At 63.7% G+C, this 16,575-nt stretch carries 17 protein-coding genes and 1 tRNA gene; 11 read left to right on the top strand and 7 right to left on the bottom strand.

Going from position 1 to position 16,575, the window contains the following annotated elements; all coding sequences use genetic code 11:
• Window positions 1-10: 10 nt before the first annotated feature.
• Window positions 11-1,522 carry a leucyl aminopeptidase gene (locus QOL82_RS18275; RefSeq protein WP_283443729.1) on the bottom strand — a complete coding sequence of 504 codons (1,512 nt, stop codon included), beginning with the start codon at window positions 1,520-1,522 and terminating at the stop codon, window positions 11-13.
• Window positions 1,523-1,559: 37 nt separating this feature from the next.
• On the opposite strand from QOL82_RS18275, the gene lptF reads away from it, so the two are divergent.
• Genes lptF through QOL82_RS18260 form a run of 3 tightly spaced genes read left to right on the top strand, consistent with a single transcriptional unit; the run spans window position 1,560 to window position 4,213 of the window.
• Window positions 1,560-2,687: an LPS export ABC transporter permease LptF gene (gene lptF, locus QOL82_RS18270; RefSeq protein WP_283443728.1), complete on the top strand. Its 1,128-nt coding sequence runs from the start codon at window positions 1,560-1,562 to the stop codon at window positions 2,685-2,687.
• On the top strand, window positions 2,684-3,832 hold the full coding sequence (lptG, locus tag QOL82_RS18265; protein WP_283443727.1) for an LPS export ABC transporter permease LptG: 1,149 nt from the start codon (window positions 2,684-2,686) through the stop codon (window positions 3,830-3,832). The genes lptF and lptG overlap by 4 nt, the downstream gene beginning before the upstream one ends.
• On the top strand, window positions 3,833-4,213 hold the full coding sequence (locus QOL82_RS18260) for a sirohydrochlorin chelatase (protein ID WP_283443726.1): 381 nt from the start codon (window positions 3,833-3,835) through the stop codon (window positions 4,211-4,213).
• Window positions 4,214-4,329: 116 nt separating this feature from the next.
• On the opposite strand, the gene QOL82_RS18255 is transcribed toward QOL82_RS18260, so the two are convergent.
• Complete coding sequence (locus QOL82_RS18255; RefSeq protein ID WP_430438508.1) at window positions 4,330-5,937, bottom strand: gamma-glutamyltransferase family protein; 1,608 nt, start codon at window positions 5,935-5,937, stop codon at window positions 4,330-4,332.
• A 34-nt stretch (window positions 5,938-5,971) separates the two neighbouring features.
• On the bottom strand, window positions 5,972-6,964 hold the full coding sequence (locus tag QOL82_RS18250) for a bile acid:sodium symporter family protein (RefSeq protein ID WP_283443725.1): 993 nt from the start codon (window positions 6,962-6,964) through the stop codon (window positions 5,972-5,974).
• 315 nt (window positions 6,965-7,279) lie between these two features.
• Here QOL82_RS18250 and QOL82_RS18245 point away from each other — a divergent pair, with 315 nt between their 5' ends.
• A complete protein-coding gene (locus QOL82_RS18245) occupies window positions 7,280-7,564 on the top strand; it encodes a hypothetical protein (RefSeq protein ID WP_283443724.1) in 285 nt (94 codons plus the stop codon).
• 321 nt (window positions 7,565-7,885) lie between these two features.
• Window positions 7,886-8,188, top strand: a complete 303-nt coding sequence (locus tag QOL82_RS18240) for a DUF4148 domain-containing protein (protein ID WP_283443723.1) — start codon at window positions 7,886-7,888, stop codon at window positions 8,186-8,188.
• A 179-nt stretch (window positions 8,189-8,367) separates the two neighbouring features.
• Here QOL82_RS18240 and QOL82_RS18235 read toward each other — a convergent pair whose 3' ends face one another.
• Window positions 8,368-9,459 carry an acyltransferase family protein gene (locus QOL82_RS18235; RefSeq protein ID WP_283443722.1) on the bottom strand — a complete coding sequence of 364 codons (1,092 nt, stop codon included), beginning with the start codon at window positions 9,457-9,459 and terminating at the stop codon, window positions 8,368-8,370.
• Between the two features lie 468 nt (window positions 9,460-9,927).
• Window positions 9,928-10,017, bottom strand: a tRNA-Ser gene (locus tag QOL82_RS18230).
• A gap of 127 nt (window positions 10,018-10,144) precedes the next feature.
• On the opposite strand from QOL82_RS18230, the gene QOL82_RS18225 reads away from it, so the two are divergent.
• Entirely contained in the window at window positions 10,145-10,483 is a 339-nt protein-coding gene (locus tag QOL82_RS18225; RefSeq protein ID WP_283443721.1) for a hypothetical protein, read from the top strand.
• A 68-nt stretch (window positions 10,484-10,551) separates the two neighbouring features.
• On the opposite strand, the gene QOL82_RS18220 is transcribed toward QOL82_RS18225, so the two are convergent.
• Window positions 10,552-10,719, bottom strand: coding sequence for a hypothetical protein (locus QOL82_RS18220; protein ID WP_283443720.1), 168 nt, complete (start codon window positions 10,717-10,719; stop codon window positions 10,552-10,554).
• Window positions 10,720-10,975: 256 nt separating this feature from the next.
• Between QOL82_RS18220 and QOL82_RS18215 the strand changes: the two genes are divergently transcribed.
• Entirely contained in the window at window positions 10,976-11,380 is a 405-nt protein-coding gene (locus tag QOL82_RS18215) for a DoxX family protein (RefSeq protein WP_283443719.1), read from the top strand.
• Between the two features lie 82 nt (window positions 11,381-11,462).
• Here the strand turns inward: QOL82_RS18215 and QOL82_RS18210 are convergent, their stop codons facing one another.
• Window positions 11,463-11,657, bottom strand: coding sequence for a hypothetical protein (locus QOL82_RS18210; RefSeq protein ID WP_283443718.1), 195 nt, complete (start codon window positions 11,655-11,657; stop codon window positions 11,463-11,465).
• A gap of 252 nt (window positions 11,658-11,909) precedes the next feature.
• Here QOL82_RS18210 and QOL82_RS18205 point away from each other — a divergent pair, with 252 nt between their 5' ends.
• The 4 genes from QOL82_RS18205 to QOL82_RS18190 all read left to right on the top strand — a co-directional run bounded on the left by QOL82_RS18205 (window position 11,910) and on the right by QOL82_RS18190 (window position 16,572).
• Window positions 11,910-12,926 (top strand): adenosine deaminase, encoded by a 1,017-nt coding sequence (locus tag QOL82_RS18205; protein ID WP_283443717.1) that lies wholly within the window; start codon window positions 11,910-11,912, stop codon window positions 12,924-12,926.
• 111 nt (window positions 12,927-13,037) lie between these two features.
• The gene (locus tag QOL82_RS18200; RefSeq protein ID WP_283443716.1) at window positions 13,038-13,622 is read left to right on the top strand and encodes a DUF4126 domain-containing protein; all 585 of its coding nucleotides are present in this window, start codon (window positions 13,038-13,040) and stop codon (window positions 13,620-13,622) included.
• Entirely contained in the window at window positions 13,622-16,117 is a 2,496-nt protein-coding gene (locus QOL82_RS18195) for an ABC transporter permease (RefSeq protein ID WP_283443715.1), read from the top strand. Before QOL82_RS18200 ends, QOL82_RS18195 begins: the two co-directional genes overlap by 1 nt.
• Window positions 16,118-16,164: 47 nt before the next feature.
• A complete protein-coding gene (locus QOL82_RS18190; protein ID WP_283443714.1) occupies window positions 16,165-16,572 on the top strand; it encodes a group II truncated hemoglobin in 408 nt (135 codons plus the stop codon).
• Window positions 16,573-16,575 lie beyond the last annotated feature (3 nt).

The raw sequence follows: 16,575 nt of genomic DNA, 5'->3' as shown, positions 1-16,575 counted from the left end.
TACAGCCTGGTCAACGCGCGGCTTGGGCCCGGTTGATCAGGAAGGTGGTCAGCATCGGCACCGGGCGCCCGGTTGCGCCCTTGGCCGCGCCGCCTTTCCAGGCGGTGCCGGCGATGTCGAGGTGGGCCCAGGTGTAGGCGCGGGTGTAGCGCTCGAGGAAGCAGGCAGCGGTGATACTGCCGCCCGGCGCGCCGCCGATATTGGCCATGTCGGCGAAGTTGGACTTCAGCTGCTCCTGGTAGCTGTCCTCGATCGGCAGGCGCCAGGCGGTGTCGTCCGCGGTCTTGCCGGCGGCGAGCAATGCATCGGCCAGCGCGTCGTGCGCGTCGTCGTGGCGTGTGAACAGGCCGGAGTTGTGATGGCCCAGCGCGGTGATGCAGGCGCCTGTCAGCGTCGCGATGTCGACCACCACGGCCGGCTTGAAGCGCTCGACATAGGTCAGTGCGTCGCACAGGATCAGGCGGCCCTCGGCGTCGGTGTTCAGGATCTCGATGGTCTGGCCCGACATCGATGTCACGATGTCGCCCGGCCGCGTCGCCGTGCCCGAAGGCATGTTCTCGGTGGTCGGGATGACGCCGATCACGTTGAGCTTCAGCCCCATCTCGCCGATCGCGCGGAAGGTGCCCAGCACCGAGGCCGCGCCGCACATGTCGTATTTCATTTCATCCATTGCCGCGCCCGGCTTGAGCGAGATGCCGCCCGAGTCGAAGGTGATGCCCTTGCCGACCAGGACCGTCGGCGCTTCGCGGGACTTGCCGCCCTGGTGCTTGAGCACGATGAACTTCGGCGGCTCCACTGTGCCGTTGGTGACCGACAGGAAGCTGCCCATCTTCAGCGCTTCCATCTGCTTGCGGTCCAGCACCTCGACGCCGAAGCCGAACTGCTTGGCCAGTTTCTTGGCGGTGTTGGCGAGATAGGTCGGAGTGCAGACGTTCGGCGGCAGGTTGCCGAGGTCCTTGGCCAGCTCGACGCCGTTGGCCAGCGCCTGCGCCTGCGCCAGCACCGCGCGTCCGGCGGCGGCGCTCGAGGCGTCGACCACCAGCGCGACCTTGCGCACGCCGGCCGGCGCCGGTTCCTTCTTGCTCTTCAGTTCGTCGAAGCGATAGCGCGATTCGCACAGCGCCAGCACCAGCGCCTGCATGGCCCAGTTCGCGTCCCGTTCCTTGACGCGCTCGAAGGGCAGCGACACCAGCGCATCGGCTGCGCCCAGCGAGGACAGCGTGCGCGCCAGCGCCTGGACAGCCGTGGAGTAGTCCTTGGGCGTGACGGGTTCTTCCTTGCCGAGGCCCAGCAGCAGCACCCGTTCGGCCGTTGCGCCGGCCGCGCCGCGCAGCAGCAGCGTGCTGCCGGCCTTGCCGCTGAGGTCGCCGGACTTGAGCGCGGCGGTGATTGCACCGTCGCCGTCGAGTCCGGCGGCGGCTGCCGTCATGACCTTGTTCTCAAAGACGCCCACGACGATCACGCCGCTTTTTGCCTGGGCCAGGGTGGTCCGGGCGTCGAATGTTTTTATGCTAAAGTCCATGAATGCTCCTTTTTAGTCCACGCAATTATAGTATCGAATGATTTTTCAACGCGCTCTACGTCGCGAATTGCTCAGCACCGCCGGCGCCGTCTTCACCACGCTGTTCTCGATCACCATCACCGTCATGCTCATCCGCATCCTGGGCCAGGCTGCCGGCGGCAAGGTCGCGTCGCAGGACGTGGTGGCGCTGCTCGGTTTTTCGGCGCTGAATTATTTGCCCATCATCCTGATCCTGACCGGTTTCATATCCGTGCTGCTGGTATTGACGCGCACTTACCAGGACTCGGAAATGGTGGTCTGGTTCGCCTCCGGCATGAGCCTCACCGCCTGGATCAGGCCGGTGCTCACCGTCGGCATGCCGCTGGTGCTGCTGATCGCCGTCCTGAGCCTCGCGGTGACGCCGTGGGCCAACCGCCAGAGCGCCGAGTTCCGCGAACGCTTCGAGCAGCGTGAAGACGTCTCCCGGGTCTCGCCCGGGCGCTTCCAGGAATCGTCGTCCTCCGACCGGGTGTTCTTCGTCGAAGGCCTGACGGAAGACGTGAGCAATGTGAAGAACGTGTTCATCAACAGCGTCCGCGACGGCAAGTCCAGCGTCATCGTCGCGCGGGAAGGCACGACGGAAGTCGATGCCAAGGGCGACAAGTTCCTCGTGCTGAAGAATGGCCGGCGCTACGACGGCACGCCATCCGAGCCGGAATTCCAGCTGATGGAGTTCGAACGGTATGGCGTGCTGATCAACAGCCAGCCGCAAGGCGCCACCGCGACCAGTTCGGCGCGCGCGCTGTCGCTGGGCCAGCTGGTGGACAACCCGACGCCGCAGAACCGCGGCGAACTGCTGTGGCGCATCGCGCTGCCCTTCATGGGCATGCTTCTGATGCTGCTGGGAATACCGCTGGGCTTCGTCAATCCGCGCGGCGGCCGCTCGGCCAACCTGCTGCTGGCGCTGCTGGTGTTCGTCGTCTACAGCAATATGGTCAGCGTCCTGCAGGCCGCCGTGAGCCAGGAGCGCATGAGCCTGATGACGGGATGGTGGCCGCTGCACCTGCTGACCGCCGTGCTGGTCGCCTTCCTGTTTTCCTGGCGCATCCTGATGAATAGCCGCCACCATCCGCTGGCGTACTGGAATGCGCTGAAGCGCTCGCTGTTCCACAGGCGCAGCGCATGAAAGTCCTGCAGCGTTACCTCGCCTCCGAGATCCTGCGCGCCAGCGCATTCGTGCTGCTGGCCTTCCTGGCGCTGTTCGCGTTCTTCGACGTGATGAGCGAGATGCAGTCGGTCGGCACCGGCGGCTACATGCTCCAGCATGCATTCCTCTACGTGCTGCTGGCTTTGCCCGGCTATGCCTACGAGCTGATGCCGATCGCCGCGCTGATCGGCACCATCTATGTGCTGGCGCAGCTGGCGTCGCGTTCCGAGTTCACCATCATGCGCGTCTCCGGCCTGTCGACGCGCCAGACGGCCGCGATGCTGGCCCGCATAGGCATCGTCTTCGCCATCCTCACTTTCGTGTTCGGCGAATACCTTGCGCCGCGGGCGACCGAGTCCGCCGAAAAACTCAAGCTGAGCGTCAAGGGCGCCGCGGTGTCGCAGGAATTCCGTTCCGGCCTGTGGGCCAAGGACGTGATCCGTGAAAACGGCGTCGGCGGCAAGGTGGTCGGCACGCGCTTCCTCAACGTGCGCGAGATGCGTCCGAGCGGCGAACTGCTGACATTGCGCATCTACGAATTCGATGCCGACTTCCATCTCAGCGCCTACATCATTGCCGCCCGGGCCGACTATGCCGGCAACAACACCTGGACCCTGGCGCAGGTGTCCGAGAGCCGCTTCAAGCGCGATGCCACCCGCAGCGGCCCGGGCACCCTGGATCTCACCGCCGCGGTGTCGACGCACAAGCTCGACGCGATGCCGCTGATCTCCGAGATCACGCCGGCGATCCTGTCGGTGCTGTTCGCCGACCCGGAGCGCATGTCGGCGGCCAATCTTTCGCTGTACAGCAAGCACCTTGCCGAAAACAAGCAGCGCACCGAGCGCTATGAAATCGCCTACTGGCGCAAGCTGATCTATCCGTTCGCCGTTTTCGTGATGATGGCGGTCGCATTGCCGTTCGCCTACCTGCATTTCCGGGCCGGCGGCGTCAGCCTCAAGATTTTCGCGGGCATCATGATAGGCGTGAGCTTCCAGCTGGTGAACCGCCTGTTTTCCCATATCGGCATGCTCAATACCTGGCCGCCGTTTGCCACCGCAGTGCTGCCCAGCGTGCTGTTCCTGCTGGCGGCGATCGCCACATTGATGTGGGTTGAAAGGCGTTAGATGAAACAAGCATTGATCCTGTTTGCGCATGGCGCAAGAGACCCGCGCTGGGCCGCGCCGTTCGAGCGCCTGCGCGAGATTTCGCAGGCCGCCCTGCCGGAGACCGCGGTCAGGCTCGCGTTTCTCGAGCTGATGTCGCCGCGGCTGCCGGAAGCGGTGGCCGGCCTGGTGCAGGAGGGATGCGGGAAAGTGTCCCTGGTGCCGGTGTTCCTCGGGCAGGGCGGACATGTGCTGCGCGACCTGCCGCTGCTGGTGGACGAGCTGCGCAGCGCCCATCCGGGCCTGGAGATCACGGTTGCGCCGGCGGTGGGCGAGGATGCGGCGGTGCTGGAGGCGATTGCAAGGTACTGCGTGGCCGCAGTGCCGGATCCGGCAGCGTAAATGCGGTCGGGTTCGCAGGGTGCCGGGCGCTGCGCCCGATGCACCCTGCGGGCAGCTGACAGGTTCAACCGCGGTTCAATCGAAATTGAACCGCGGCTCAACCGCGGTTCATCGACTTACCAGCCAGCAGCCGCGCCGTCGCTGCGCGGGTCCGATGCGCCCTCCAGCAGCCCGTTGGCATGCCGGATGATGGCGCCGGCGTGTCCCATGGTTTCATCCATCGGGGCCATCACGTCGACTTCGTGCCCCATTGCGCGCAGCGCCGCCACCGTCTCTTGCGGAAAGCGCGCTTCCAGTTTCAGGCTGTCGCTGCTCTGGCCCCAGGTACGGCCCAGCAGCCAGCGCGGCGCGCTGATCGCTTCCTGCGGGTTCATGCCGAACATCGCGATGCGGCTGAACACCGCGCTCTGCGATTGCGGCTGTCCATCGCCGCCCATGTTGCCGTAGACCAGCGTGCGCCCGTCGTCGAATCGGGCCAGCGCCGGATTCAGCGTGTGGAAGGGCTTGCGGAAGGGCGTCAGCGGATTGCGCGACTGCGGGTCCAGGCTGAAGCTGCAGCCGCGGTTCTGCCAGTTGATGCCGGAGGCGGGCAGCACTAGGCCGCTGCCGAACTCGTGGTAGATGCTCTGGATGAAACTGACCGCGACGCCGTTGCCGTCGATGACGCCCATCCACACGGTGTCGGCCGGGCCGAGACCCTTGCCCCAGGGCGCGGCGCGGTCGCGGTCGACGCCGGCCGCCATCCGGTCCAGCGCATCGGGCGCCAGCAGGTCCTGCGGCACCACCGACATGTAGCCGGGGTCGGTGACTTCTCGGTCGCGGATCGCGAACGCAAGCTTGGTCGCCTCGACGCAGGCATGCACGAACGCCGGGCCGACCGGGTCCATGCCGGCGTCGAGCAGGCGGTCAAGCTGGCCCAGGATCAGCAGCGACACCAGCCCCTGCGTCGGCGGCGGCATGTTGTACACCGTGCCCAGGCTGTGCTTCAACGCCAGCGGCGTCTTCCATTCGGCGCGATGGCGCTGCAGGTCCGCCAGCATCAGCGGGCTGTCGAGCTTCGCCAGGTCCTGCGCGATGCTTTCCGCCAGCGCACCCTGGTAATAGTCGGCAAGGCCGGCGCGCGTCAGGTGTTCGAGCGTGTCCGCCAGCCGCGGCTGGCGGAACAGGCTGCCGGTAGGCGGCGCTGCGCCGTTCGGCAGGAAGGTGTCGGCAAAGCCGGCGATCGCGGCCAACTCGTCCTGCTTGGCGGCGGTGCCCAGCGACTGGCTGCGCGTGACCGGTATGCCGTCGCGCGCGTAGTCGATCGCATCCTGCAGCAGCCGCGACAGCGGCAGCCGCCCGCCGAGCGCGTCCCGCGAATAGGCGTGTGCGGCGTCCCATGCCGAGATGGTGCCGGCCACGGTGTTGGCCGCGGCGCCGCCGCGGAACGGGATGGCGGAGAGATTGCGCTCGCGGTAGCTGTCGATGCTGGCCGCCCCGGCGGCCGCGCCGCAGCCTTCGAGGCCGCGCGGCGCTTCCCCCGGCCTGGCGATGAGCCAGAAGCCGTCGCCGCCGATGCTGTTCATGTGCGGATAGACGACCGCGATGGTTGCCGCGGCGGCGATCATCGCCTCGACCGCATTGCCGCCTTCGCGCAGCACGGCCATTGCGCTTTGCGACGCCAGCGCGTTGGGCGCGGTCGCCATGCCGTGGCGTCCGCGCGCCGGGTTGGGGCTTGCATTCATTGCTGTCTCCCTGTGGATTGTTGGCAGTGTCACGTTATCGATGCGCAGTCTCGGGCAGCAGCACGTCCGCGCGCCGCGCATAGCGCTGCGCCAGGACCGCGCATACCATCAGCTGTATCTGGTGGAACAGCATCAGCGGCAGCACGATCATGCCCACGCTCTGGCTGGCGAACAGCACCTTGGCCATCGGCAGCCCGCTCGCAAGGCTTTTTTTCGATGCGCAGAACACCAGCGTGATCTCATCTTCGCGGTTGAAGCCCATGCGCCGGCTGACCAGCGTGGAAATGCTCAGGGCCAGGCCCAGCAGCAGCAGGTTGACCACGACCAGCCCTGCCAGCGCCGTCATCGGCAGCCTGTCCCACAGGCCTTCGATCACCGCGGCGCTGAAGGCGGTATAAACCACCAGCAGGATGGAACCCTGGTCCACCAGCCGCAGCGTCGCCTTGCGCTTGTCGACCCAGGCGCCGATGCGCGGCCGCAGCAGCTGGCCCAGCGTGAATGGCAACAGCAGCTGCATGATTATGGGCACGACCGACTCAAGCGATGCACCGGCCGACGCGCCATGCACCACAAGCAGGCCGACCAGCAGCGGCGTGAGGAAGATGCCGATCAGGTTGGACGCCGACGCGCTGCAGATCGCCGCGGGCACATTGCCGCGCGCCACGGCCACCAGCGCGATCGACGATTGCACCGTAGACGGCAGCACGCACAGGAACAGCAGCCCGGTGTACAGCTCGGGGGTGACCAGTTTCAGGGCCAACGGCTTGATCATCCATCCCAGCAGCGGGAAGAGCAGGAAGGTGCTGCACAGCACCAGCACATGCAGGCGCCAGTGGGTCGCGCCGGCGACGATGGCCTCGCGCGGCAGCTTGGCGCCGTGCAGGAAAAAGAGCAGTCCGATCGCGACGCTGGCAACGCCATGCGCAACCTCCGCGAACTGGCCGGAGCAGGGCAGCACGCTTGCCAGGATGACGGTGAGGAGAATGGCGAAGGTGAAATTATCGGGCAGGTAAGTGGGGCGAGTCATGACGATCTACTGGGCTATGGGTTGGCAGGAACAGCCGGCATGATACGCGTCCCGCAAAAAAAGCCTTGCGGTTCAAGCAAGTCGTATGCCGGCTGCAACAGCGAAAAAGTTTCTCAATTGTAATTGTGTAAATAAAACACTGTCGGTCGGCTTTACAGTTGGGAAATCCCGTGCTGCCAGGCTTTAGTCAACTCTTTGAATTGATGTGGGTTTTTTCCGTTGGCGCGCTTTATGCAAGGTATGGGATCACAACCCGCACGATTCAACGTCCGTGGATCGTGATTTTTACCGGCGGGTTCCAAAAAGGAAAAAAGCATGGAGACAGCACTCATCAAAGGGAAGGCCATTCCGAAGTTCGACAGCGCGCTGATTGCGTTTCTGGGAACGCCCGAAGTCGATTCCCTCACGAGGCAGAGCATCCGGCAGTTCGGCATCGAAAACAGCGAAGGCGAAATTTACCGCATCGTCGGCGCGGAAAATGACATGGTCTACGCGACGCTGATCGATAGGGTGCGCGATTTGCGTTATCGGATCGAGCCGCTGCGGGACCAGGGATTTCACCATTTCAAGGCCATTGCGCGCATACCGCCTGAGCTCTGAGAGGACAGGTGCGTCGGCTGGGCGGTCGGCGCGCACTGACGGCTTGCCGCGTGGCGCGGGTCAGCGGCTCCTGTGACTACGCCATGCGGCGGATACATTGGGAAGTAAGGCAAGTCCCTCAGCCGAACCGGTGATTGTTCCGTAATCAGCAATAATGCATTTCATAAAACGTTGTTTATTGATCCATTAAGAGTGATTAGACTGTGCTTCATCGATGAGCACACGAGCAAACCAGTGCGACTCAGCGAGGCAGGACCCGACGGGCAGCAACGATGCCTGGACCGCCGAGCCCCGAGTCACTCACACTTTTTGGAGAACACCATGAACGTCAAGAATCTGATCGCCGCTGTCGCCGTATTCGCCGCCGCTGGTTCCGCTTTTGCCCAGCAAACCGAATTCGTCGCACCGGACGCCAACTTCAAGTCCAGCCTGACTCGCGCCGAAGTGCGCCAGGACCTGGCCCAGGCTGCTGCCCAGGGCGCCATCGCCCAGCGCCAGCATGACGGCCAGGACACGGTCTACGCGGCAAGCACCCGCAGCCGCCAGGAAGTCCGTGCAGAAGCAGTCCAGTCGGCGCAATTGCACCGCGCCGGCGACGTGAACAGCCTGTATTTCGGCGGCTGATTCGCCAGGGTAGGGCAGCGCCTGCCGCAACGGCAGCGCGCTCCTGCCTTCGGGCTATGCAAAGCCGGCCTCGCGCCGGCTTTGTTGCGTCTGGCCCGGCGGCAGCAGGCCAGCCTGGCGACATGCCTTCACGCGCCGCGTGTTTCGGGGCAAGGTAAAGTTAGGGCGGGTGCGGGGGACTACTCGGGCACTGGTTGTATCTGAGCCTTGCGGCCTCGAATGCGATCCGAAATAAGTCGTCTGATCCAGTGCATCAGCGGATATTCCACCAGGCGTGAAATCATGATGCAGGATGCGATTGCGGCGGCTACCAGCAGGGGATAAAGCAGGTTCAGCGGCAGAGCCTTCTGCAGCGCGGCAACGGTCAGCAGTTTATAGATGATTCCGACGGCGGCAAGGTGCAGCAAGTAGATTGAATAAGACGCTGTACCGAGATGCGCAAGGAACCGGGGCGCGGCGAGACGCCCGTTCAGGTTGGCACCGGCAATGCCTATGACAATTAGCATGGAACTGATGCCATAAGCAACGCGAGCCGATGAAGCATAGCCGTCAAATAGTCCGAGGTCTTCTGCGAGCGCAAAGCCGCCAAAAGCGCCAATGCCGATGGTCAAGGAAGTGTAAATCAGCCCGGTCGGCAGGATAATCACCAGGTACGCGGCGAGCATACCGAAGAAAAATTCAAGACTGTAGGTAGACGCAAGTCGGGCCAGTAGCGGCGACGATTCATATGCTTGGCCGTATACCCACGAAGCCAGGACAAAGCACAGCCAGAGAGCAAACACCGCAATGCCTGTGCGTCTATGGATCATGGCAGCTGCAAAGATCAGATAAAAAAGGATCTCATGCTCCAACGTCCATGCGACCCCGACGTCGCCCCCAAACGGTAACAAGGTCGCGTGTTGCAGGATGGTGCCAACGCTTGGCAGTGTCACCGTGCTGGATAGACAGGTAAGTCCCAGCGAGATCGCTAAAGACACCCAGAACAATGGATAGATACGGGTGAAGCGACGCTCGAAATATACCCAGAGGCGCGAAGGATTGCCGACATCCTTGCTATGGACAAAGAAAATGATAAAGCCGGACAACACGAAAAAGAAATCTACGCCGGCATGCCCAAACTTCGACACACCATGCCAGGGCAGGACACCAAAGTTTAAATTCAGATGCCGCGCGGTGTGATAAAACACGACCATTATCGCGGCAATGCCGCGTGCGGCCTCGATGCTGGAGAGCTTTCTCGCTCCAGCAGACGAGTCGGTGTGACGATTCATGTGGTCTCCTCTGATCCTGATTATATGTATTTCTAGAAATACTTTCCAATAGAAATATTCCCAATGTATCGACGTCTATCAATAAGCTGGGAAATTATTGCGCTGCAATGGATATGCAAACATGAACATCATGTGCAGCCAGCCTGGAAAATCAACTGGTCCCGAGTCTTATTTGCGGTATTCCAGTTCGTTAAGTTTGAAGGCCTTCGCTGAATAGGTAGTCTTTAAAAGGGAGGCAGATGTAAACGACGCATATTCTGCAGCTTGCAAAAGGATGAATTGACTTATGAAGTCAATTCGACATTCAACGCATTTTGAATAAACGTCGAAATCAATTTTGGATAATTAAGTTGTGCTATCGCACTTCAAAAAGCTGTAGACAGCATTATTCAATACGATCTAAGCGCGAATTTTTTAGGGAAGTTGGTCAGAACAAGGAAGATGTGAAAGATTTCTTGCAGAGGAATCTGGCGGAAGCGGTGAGATTCGAACTCACGAACGGGTCACCCCGTCGCCAGTTTTCAAGACTGGTGCCTTCAACCGCTCGGCCACGCTTCCGGAAAGAAGCGGCATTATGCCATACCGTGCAAGAATGACGGAAGCAGCGGCGGTACCAGGCTGCCAGGAACCAATTTCCTGATTTGCCACTCAACAGGCCATTCATCCATATTAACGAAAGGTCATCATGAAAATGAACCGGATTACGATCGCTGTCCTGCCTCTGCTGTTCAGCGCTGCCGCAGCGTTCGCTCAGGCGCCGGAAAGCAGCATTCGTGAGAGCACCGATCCAGCGCGGATAGCCGAGATCGAGCGGCGGGCGCAGGAACTGCGCAGCGGGCAGCCGTCGATGGGCGCGGGCAGCCAGGGGCGGATGCCGATGCCGATGGCGGATGACCGCCGTCCTCCCGGGCCGGATGGCATGCGCCACCACGGTCCACGCCGTGGCGCGCATCACGGCCCGCATCATGGCCATCACCCGATGCGCGGCGACCACCCGAAAGCCGCGCCGGGCGCCGGCAAGTAACAAGCTGCACCAGCTAAAAGGCCTGCTTGTCGCAGGCCTTTTTCATTTGTGCCGAACGGGCTGCGCAATCAGCTTGCCGGCTTGTCCTTGCTGACGTCCTTCCCCTGGTCAGCATGGGTCTCATTGACCTTGTCGCCTACCTGCTCGATCATTTTTTCGGTCTCCTTCTGACCCGGCCCCTTTTCGCCGCTGCCGACATCCGCTTCTGTGGGCATGTGTTTGATCGGATTCTGCATAACTTGCTCCAGTCTGTTGATAATTAATACACAGTGTAAGATACGGTCAAGGCAAGTTAGTTCGGCCAGCGCGTCGCTTATCTGCGCCGGCCTTATCCCCGGCCAACGTGGAAAAGGCTGTGGATAACTTGCCTTTTCGTTTGTTAGCTGCTTGTTTTAAAAGTCTTTTATCGTCGTGGTGCATTTTGCGGCAGGGCCATTGCACTTGCGCTGGCATCGGCTGCTCAACCTCATCAACCAAAAAGGAACAATAAAGATGCAATCCAATGATGACTTCGGCAAGCTGGTCCTGCGTGCAACGCTGGCGATCCTGATCCTCTTCCACGGCGTCTCCAAGCTGATCGGCGGCATCGACCCGATCATGGGCATGGTGACCAAGGCGGGCCTGCCCAGCGGCCTGGCCTTCCTGGTGTATATCGGCGAAGTCATTGCGCCGCTGATGATCCTGTTCGGCATCTGGGCGCGGCTGGGCGCGGTCATTGTCGCCATCAACATGATCGTGGCCGTGGCGCTCGCGCATATCCCCCAGATCTTCACGATGACCAAGAACGGCGGCTGGGCGCTCGAGCTGCAGGGCTTCTATTTCTTCACCGCCGTTGCGGTCGCCCTGCTGGGCGCCGGAAGCTACAGCATCGGTGGACGAACGGGGAAGTGGAACTAGGCACGACAGGCGAACGCCTGCAGGGCGGCGGCGCCCTGCAGGTGCTACGGTCGAGAATGCGATTGTGCGCGGGTCGTGCGGGTCAGGAGGCGGCGTAGGCCGGCGAGCCGATCAACATGCCGACGCTGGCGCGAACCTCGTTCATCTGTTCGGTCTTTGCCAGCCTGACCAGCGCCTGTAACGATTGACGATAGAAATAACGTTCACGCGCATTCATTGTGCCGGCCGCCTCGATGAGGGCGATGATTGCCTGATCCGTGTCCCGCAAGGTATCCATGTCAAATCCGTGAACTGGGTTGGGAAGTGTCTAGCGGGAATCTTAAGTAGATCTGGTGGGCAATGCTTGAGCAGGATCAACCTGAAACGGCGCGCGTTGCGTCGTTTCGTCGTTTCAATGCGTCTGCGCATAGTGGTGTTTTCGGACTGCTAACATCTTCGTCGCCATTTGCTGCCAGGCCGATAACAAAGCGTTTTTGCAGCAAGCCGTCGCAGCGCTTACCATGGCGGTCGTACCCATCTGGAGAACGCAATGACTGAAGCATTATCGGACCTCGTCAGGTCCATGCCCAAGGCCGAGCTGCATATGCACATCGAAGGTTCGCTCGAGCCTGAACTGATTTTCGCGCTGGCGGAACGCAATGGCGTGACGCTGCCTTATGCGTCCGTGGAAGACCTGCGGCGCGCCTATGCATTCACCGACCTGCAATCCTTCCTCGACATCTACTATGCCGGCGCCAGCGTGCTGCAGACCGAGCGCGACTTTTACGACATGACCTGGGCCTACCTGGAACGGGCGCATGCCGATAACGTGCTGCATACCGAGATCTTCTTCGACCCGCAAACGCACACCGAGCGCGGCATCGGTTTCCCGATCGTGATCGGCGGCATACACCGCGCGCTGACCGACGCGCAAAAGGAGTGGGGCCTCAGCGCGTCGCTGATCCTGTGCTTCCTGCGCCACCTGTCGGAAGCGGAAGCCTTTGCGACGCTGGAGGAGGCGATGCCGCACCGGGACAAGTTCATCGGCGTCGGCCTGGACTCGTCGGAGCGCGGCAACCCGCCGGAAAAGTTTGAACGCGTGTTCGCCCGGTGCCGCGAGCTCGGCCTGCACCTGGTGGCCCACGCCGGCGAGGAAGGCCCGCCCGAGTACATCTATACCGCGCTGGACAAGCTGCATGTCGAGCGGATCGACCATGGCGTGCGCTGCCTGGAAGACCCGGTGCTGACGGCCCGGCTGGCGCGCGAGCAGGTGGCGCTGACCGTTTGCCCGCTGTCCAATATCAAGCTGCGGGTGTTCGACCGGATTCATGATCACAACATCCTCGAACTGCTCGACGCCGGCATTGCCGCGACGGTCAATTCCGATGACCCGGCTTATTTTGGCGGCTATGTCAACGATAACTATGTCGCGCTGTTCGAATCGCTGCCGCTGACCCGCGACCATGCCTACCGGCTGGCCCGCAACAGCTTTGCCGCCGCGTTTATCGACGAGGAAGCCAAGGCGGCCTATTTGCGCCAGGTCGACGACTACTTCGCCACCGCTTGAGCTGCGCCCATGCACCTGCCGGCCTTGACCGAATCGCAGCCGCGCAACCGCTGCGTGTCGCTGCCGCGCCGGATGGGGTAGGCTGTAGCCATAGCGTGAAGGAGAGCGACGATGGATGAAACCCTGTCCGCCGCCGCGCTGGCAGGCGGCATGGCCTGGGCCAGCGGGCTGCGCCTGTACATGACCCTGTTTATGGCGGGTACGCTCGGCCGCCTCGGCTGGCTGGAGCTGCCGTCGTCGCTGCAGGTGCTGGAGTCGCCCTGGGTGCTGGGCGTTGCCGGCGTGCTGCTGGTGGTCGAATTCCTGGCCGACAAGATCCCGGGCGTCGATTCGGCCTGGGATGCAATCCAGACCTTTATCCGCATTCCCGCCGGCGCGGTGCTCAGCGTCGCGGCGCTGGGCCATATCGATCCGGCCTGGACCGTGGTGGCGGGCCTGCTGGGCGGCACGCTGGCGGCCAGCGCGCATTTCACCAAGGCCGGCAGCCGCGCGCTGATCAATACCTCGCCTGAACCGTTCAGCAACTGGGCCGCCTCGTTTTCCGAGGAAGCGGTGGTGGCGACCGGGCTGTGGGCCGCATTTTTCTACCCGTGGCTATGGTTCGTGCTGCTGCTGCTGTTCCTGCTGCTGGCCCTGTGGCTGATGCCCAAACTCTGGCGCGGCATGCGCTGGCTATTTAGAAAGTTCAGCACCTGATGCTTGTCCAGGCACTGCGCATGACCCGCCGGGACTGGCGCGCGGGCGAACTCCGTTTCCTGCTGATTGCATTGATCGTCGCCGTGGCGGCGCTGACGTCGGTCGGTTTTTTCGTCGACCGCATGCGCGGCGCGCTGTCGCGCGACGCCCACCAGCTGCTTGGCGCCGACCTGCTGGTGCGCGCCGACCAGCCGATCGACCCGTCCTGGCTGGCCGAGGCGGCGAACCGCAAGCTGCAGGTGGCGCAGACGACCGTATTTCCCAGCATGGCCAGCAGCGGCGCCGGGGACGCGGGCGTCACGCAGCTCGCGTCGGTCAAGGCGGTGACGCCGGGCTATCCGCTGCGCGGCAGCGTCAAGCTGCGCCAGGGCCAGGCCGACCGTGTGACCCGCGACGTGCCGGCGCCGGGAACGGTCTGGGTCGACGATAACCTGCTGCTCGCGCACAAGCTGAAAACCGGCGACCCGCTCCGGCTGGGCGAGCGCAGCTTTCGCATTGCCGAAGTGATCTCGGTCGAACCCGACCGCGGTGCGGCCTTCATGAATTTCGCGCCGCGCGTGATGCTGGCGCAGGCGGACCTGCCGTCAACCGGGCTCATCCAGTACGGTTCGCGCGTGACCTACCGGCTGCTGGTGGCGGGCGAGACGGCACAGGTCGCGGCCTTCCAGCGCTGGATCGCCGACCGCATCGAAAGCGGCAAGATGAAGGGCGTCCATCTGGAATCGCTGGAGTCGGGCCGTCCCGAGATGCGGGCGACGCTGGACCGCGCCGAACAGTTCCTCGCGCTGGTGGGCCTGCTCTCGGCCATGCTGGCGGCGGTGGCCATCGCGATGGCGGCCCGCCGTTTCATGCTGCGCCACCTCGACGCCTGCGCGATGCTGCGCTGCCTGGGCCTGACGCAGCGCCAGGTCATGCAGATGTACCTGCTCGAATTCATCGCGGTCGGGCTGGTCGGCAGCGCGCTCGGCGTTCTGGTCGGTTTCGGCGCGCACTTCGTGCTGCTGGCCTGGCTGGGAACGCTGGTCGGCGCCGACCTGCCGCCTGCCGGCGCGCTGCCGGCGCTGCAGGGCATGGCGACCGGCATGCTGCTGCTGGTCGGCTTCGCGGTGGCGCCCATCCTGCAACTGCGCAACGTCCCGCACAACCGGGTGATACGCCGCGAACAGGCCGCGCCGCAGCCGATGACGCTGGCGACCTACGGCCTGGGCCTGGTCAGCTTCGTCGCGCTGCTGCTCTGGCAGTCGGGCGACCTGAAACTCGGCGCGCTGACGGCGGGCGGCTTCCTCGGCGGCTTTGCGCTGTTTGCGCTGGTCGGCTGGCTGGCGCTGAAATCGCTGCGCCTGCTGCGCGGCGCGATCGACCATCCAGGCTGGCGCTTCGCGGTCACCGCGCTGCAGCGCCGTCCCGGCGCGACCGTGGTGCAGGTGGTCGCGCTGTCGCTGGGCCTGATGGCGCTGCTGCTGCTGACCGTCGTGCGCGGCGACCTGGTGCAGGCCTGGCAGCAGGCGACGCCGCCGGATGCGCCCAACCAGTTCGTGCTCAATATCCAGCCCGAGCAGCAGGCGCCGCTGGCGACGACGCTGTCGCAGAACGGCGTGGCGCAGCCCGTTCTCTACCCGATGATACGGGGCAGGCTGATCCAGGTGAATGACACCCCGATCACCGGCGAAACCTATATCGAGGACCGCGCCAAGCGCCTGGTCGACCGGGAGTTCAACCTGTCGACGATGACCGCGCTGCCGGCGCAGAACCAGGTCGTGGCCGGCAAATGGCTGGACGACCGCAAGCCGGAAGCGTCGGTCGAGCAGGGACTGGCCAAGACGCTGAACCTGAAGCTGGGCGACCGGCTGCGCTTCGACATCGGCGGCCAGATCGTGGAAGCGCCGATTACCAGCCTGCGCAAGCTGGAATGGGGCTCGATGCGGGTCAACTTCTTCGTGATCCTGAACCCGGCGCTGATGGCCGAGACGCCGCAGACCTTCATCACCGCATTCCGCCTGCCGCCGGAAAAGGCCGCGCTGGTCAACCAGCTGGTGCGCGACTTTCCCAATCTCACCATCGTGGATATCGGCAGCGTGGTGCGCCAGATCCAGAGCGTGATCGACCAGGTGGTGCGGGCGGTGGAATTCCTGTTCCTGTTCACGCTGGCGTCCGGCGTGCTGGTGCTGTACGCGGCGCTGGTGGGTTCGCAGGACGAGCGCATCCGCGAAGCCGGGCTGCTGCGGGCGCTGGGCGCGACCCGGCGGCAGCTGTCGACCGCGCAATGGATCGAGTTCGCGCTGGTCGGCGGGCTGGCCGGCCTGCTGGCGGCCACCGGCGCCGCCGCCACCGGCTGGGCGCTGGCGGAATTCGTCTTCAATTTCGAATGGCGCTTCAGCCCCATGGTCTGGGTGGCAGGCGTCGCCGTCGGCGCCGCCTGCGCCTTCATCGGCGGCTGGGTGGGCCTGCGCAACGTGCTGCGGCATCCACCGCTCCAGACGCTGCGGGAAGCGTGAAAACGGGAGGAGGCAGGGGCGCCACGGCTGCGTTATCATAGCCGCCCATGACCCCTGCTGAAGACCAAGAAGACGCGCCGCTGCTGTACGACATCATCGGCGGCGAAGCGCGGCTGCGCGAACTGGTGGACCGTTTCTACGACCTGATGGACCTGGAGCCGCAGTTCGCGGCGCTGCGCGCGATGCATCCGCCGTCGCTCGACGGCTCGCGCGACAAGCTGTTCTGGTTCCTGTCCGGCTGGAGCGGCGGCCCCAATCATTACATCGAGCGTTTCGGCCACCCGCGGCTGCGGGCCCGGCACCTGCCGTTTTCCATCGCATCGAATGAACGCGACCAGTGGCTGCGCTGCATGGCGCTGGCCATGCATGAACTCGACATGCCGGAGGCGCTGCAGGAGCGCCTGATCCATTCCTTTTTCCAGACCGCGGACTGGATGCGCAACCGCGAAGGCTGAACC

Origin of the sequence: Noviherbaspirillum suwonense, from assembly GCF_900182955.1 — a bacterium.
GTDB classification, from domain to species: Bacteria; Pseudomonadota; Gammaproteobacteria; order Burkholderiales; family Burkholderiaceae_D; genus Noviherbaspirillum_A; species Noviherbaspirillum_A suwonense.
Note: the sequence above shows the minus strand (reverse complement) of the source record. Positions and strands in the feature narration are given on the sequence as shown.

Coding starts and splice junctions, on each gene's coding strand:
- QOL82_RS18205 (WP_283443717.1), top strand. CDS start 11,910: ATGACTGAAGCATTATCGGACCTCGTCAGGTCCATGCCCAAGGCCGAG.
- QOL82_RS18260 (WP_283443726.1), top strand. CDS start 3,833: ATGAAACAAGCATTGATCCTGTTTGCGCATGGCGCAAGAGACCCGCGC.
- QOL82_RS18195 (WP_283443715.1), top strand. CDS start 13,622: ATGCTTGTCCAGGCACTGCGCATGACCCGCCGGGACTGGCGCGCGGGC.
- QOL82_RS18200 (WP_283443716.1), top strand. CDS start 13,038: ATGGATGAAACCCTGTCCGCCGCCGCGCTGGCAGGCGGCATGGCCTGG.
- QOL82_RS18225 (WP_283443721.1), top strand. CDS start 10,145: ATGAAAATGAACCGGATTACGATCGCTGTCCTGCCTCTGCTGTTCAGC.
- lptG (WP_283443727.1), top strand. CDS start 2,684: ATGAAAGTCCTGCAGCGTTACCTCGCCTCCGAGATCCTGCGCGCCAGC.
- QOL82_RS18220 (WP_283443720.1), bottom strand. CDS start 10,719: ATGCAGAATCCGATCAAACACATGCCCACAGAAGCGGATGTCGGCAGC.
- QOL82_RS18240 (WP_283443723.1), top strand. CDS start 7,886: ATGAACGTCAAGAATCTGATCGCCGCTGTCGCCGTATTCGCCGCCGCT.
- QOL82_RS18255 (WP_430438508.1), bottom strand. CDS start 5,937: ATGAATGCAAGCCCCAACCCGGCGCGCGGACGCCACGGCATGGCGACC.
- QOL82_RS18190 (WP_283443714.1), top strand. CDS start 16,165: ATGACCCCTGCTGAAGACCAAGAAGACGCGCCGCTGCTGTACGACATC.
- QOL82_RS18275 (WP_283443729.1), bottom strand. CDS start 1,522: ATGGACTTTAGCATAAAAACATTCGACGCCCGGACCACCCTGGCCCAG.
- QOL82_RS18215 (WP_283443719.1), top strand. CDS start 10,976: ATGCAATCCAATGATGACTTCGGCAAGCTGGTCCTGCGTGCAACGCTG.
- QOL82_RS18210 (WP_283443718.1), bottom strand. CDS start 11,657: ATGGATACCTTGCGGGACACGGATCAGGCAATCATCGCCCTCATCGAG.
- QOL82_RS18250 (WP_283443725.1), bottom strand. CDS start 6,964: ATGACTCGCCCCACTTACCTGCCCGATAATTTCACCTTCGCCATTCTC.
- QOL82_RS18235 (WP_283443722.1), bottom strand. CDS start 9,459: ATGAATCGTCACACCGACTCGTCTGCTGGAGCGAGAAAGCTCTCCAGC.
- lptF (WP_283443728.1), top strand. CDS start 1,560: ATGATTTTTCAACGCGCTCTACGTCGCGAATTGCTCAGCACCGCCGGC.
- QOL82_RS18245 (WP_283443724.1), top strand. CDS start 7,280: ATGGAGACAGCACTCATCAAAGGGAAGGCCATTCCGAAGTTCGACAGC.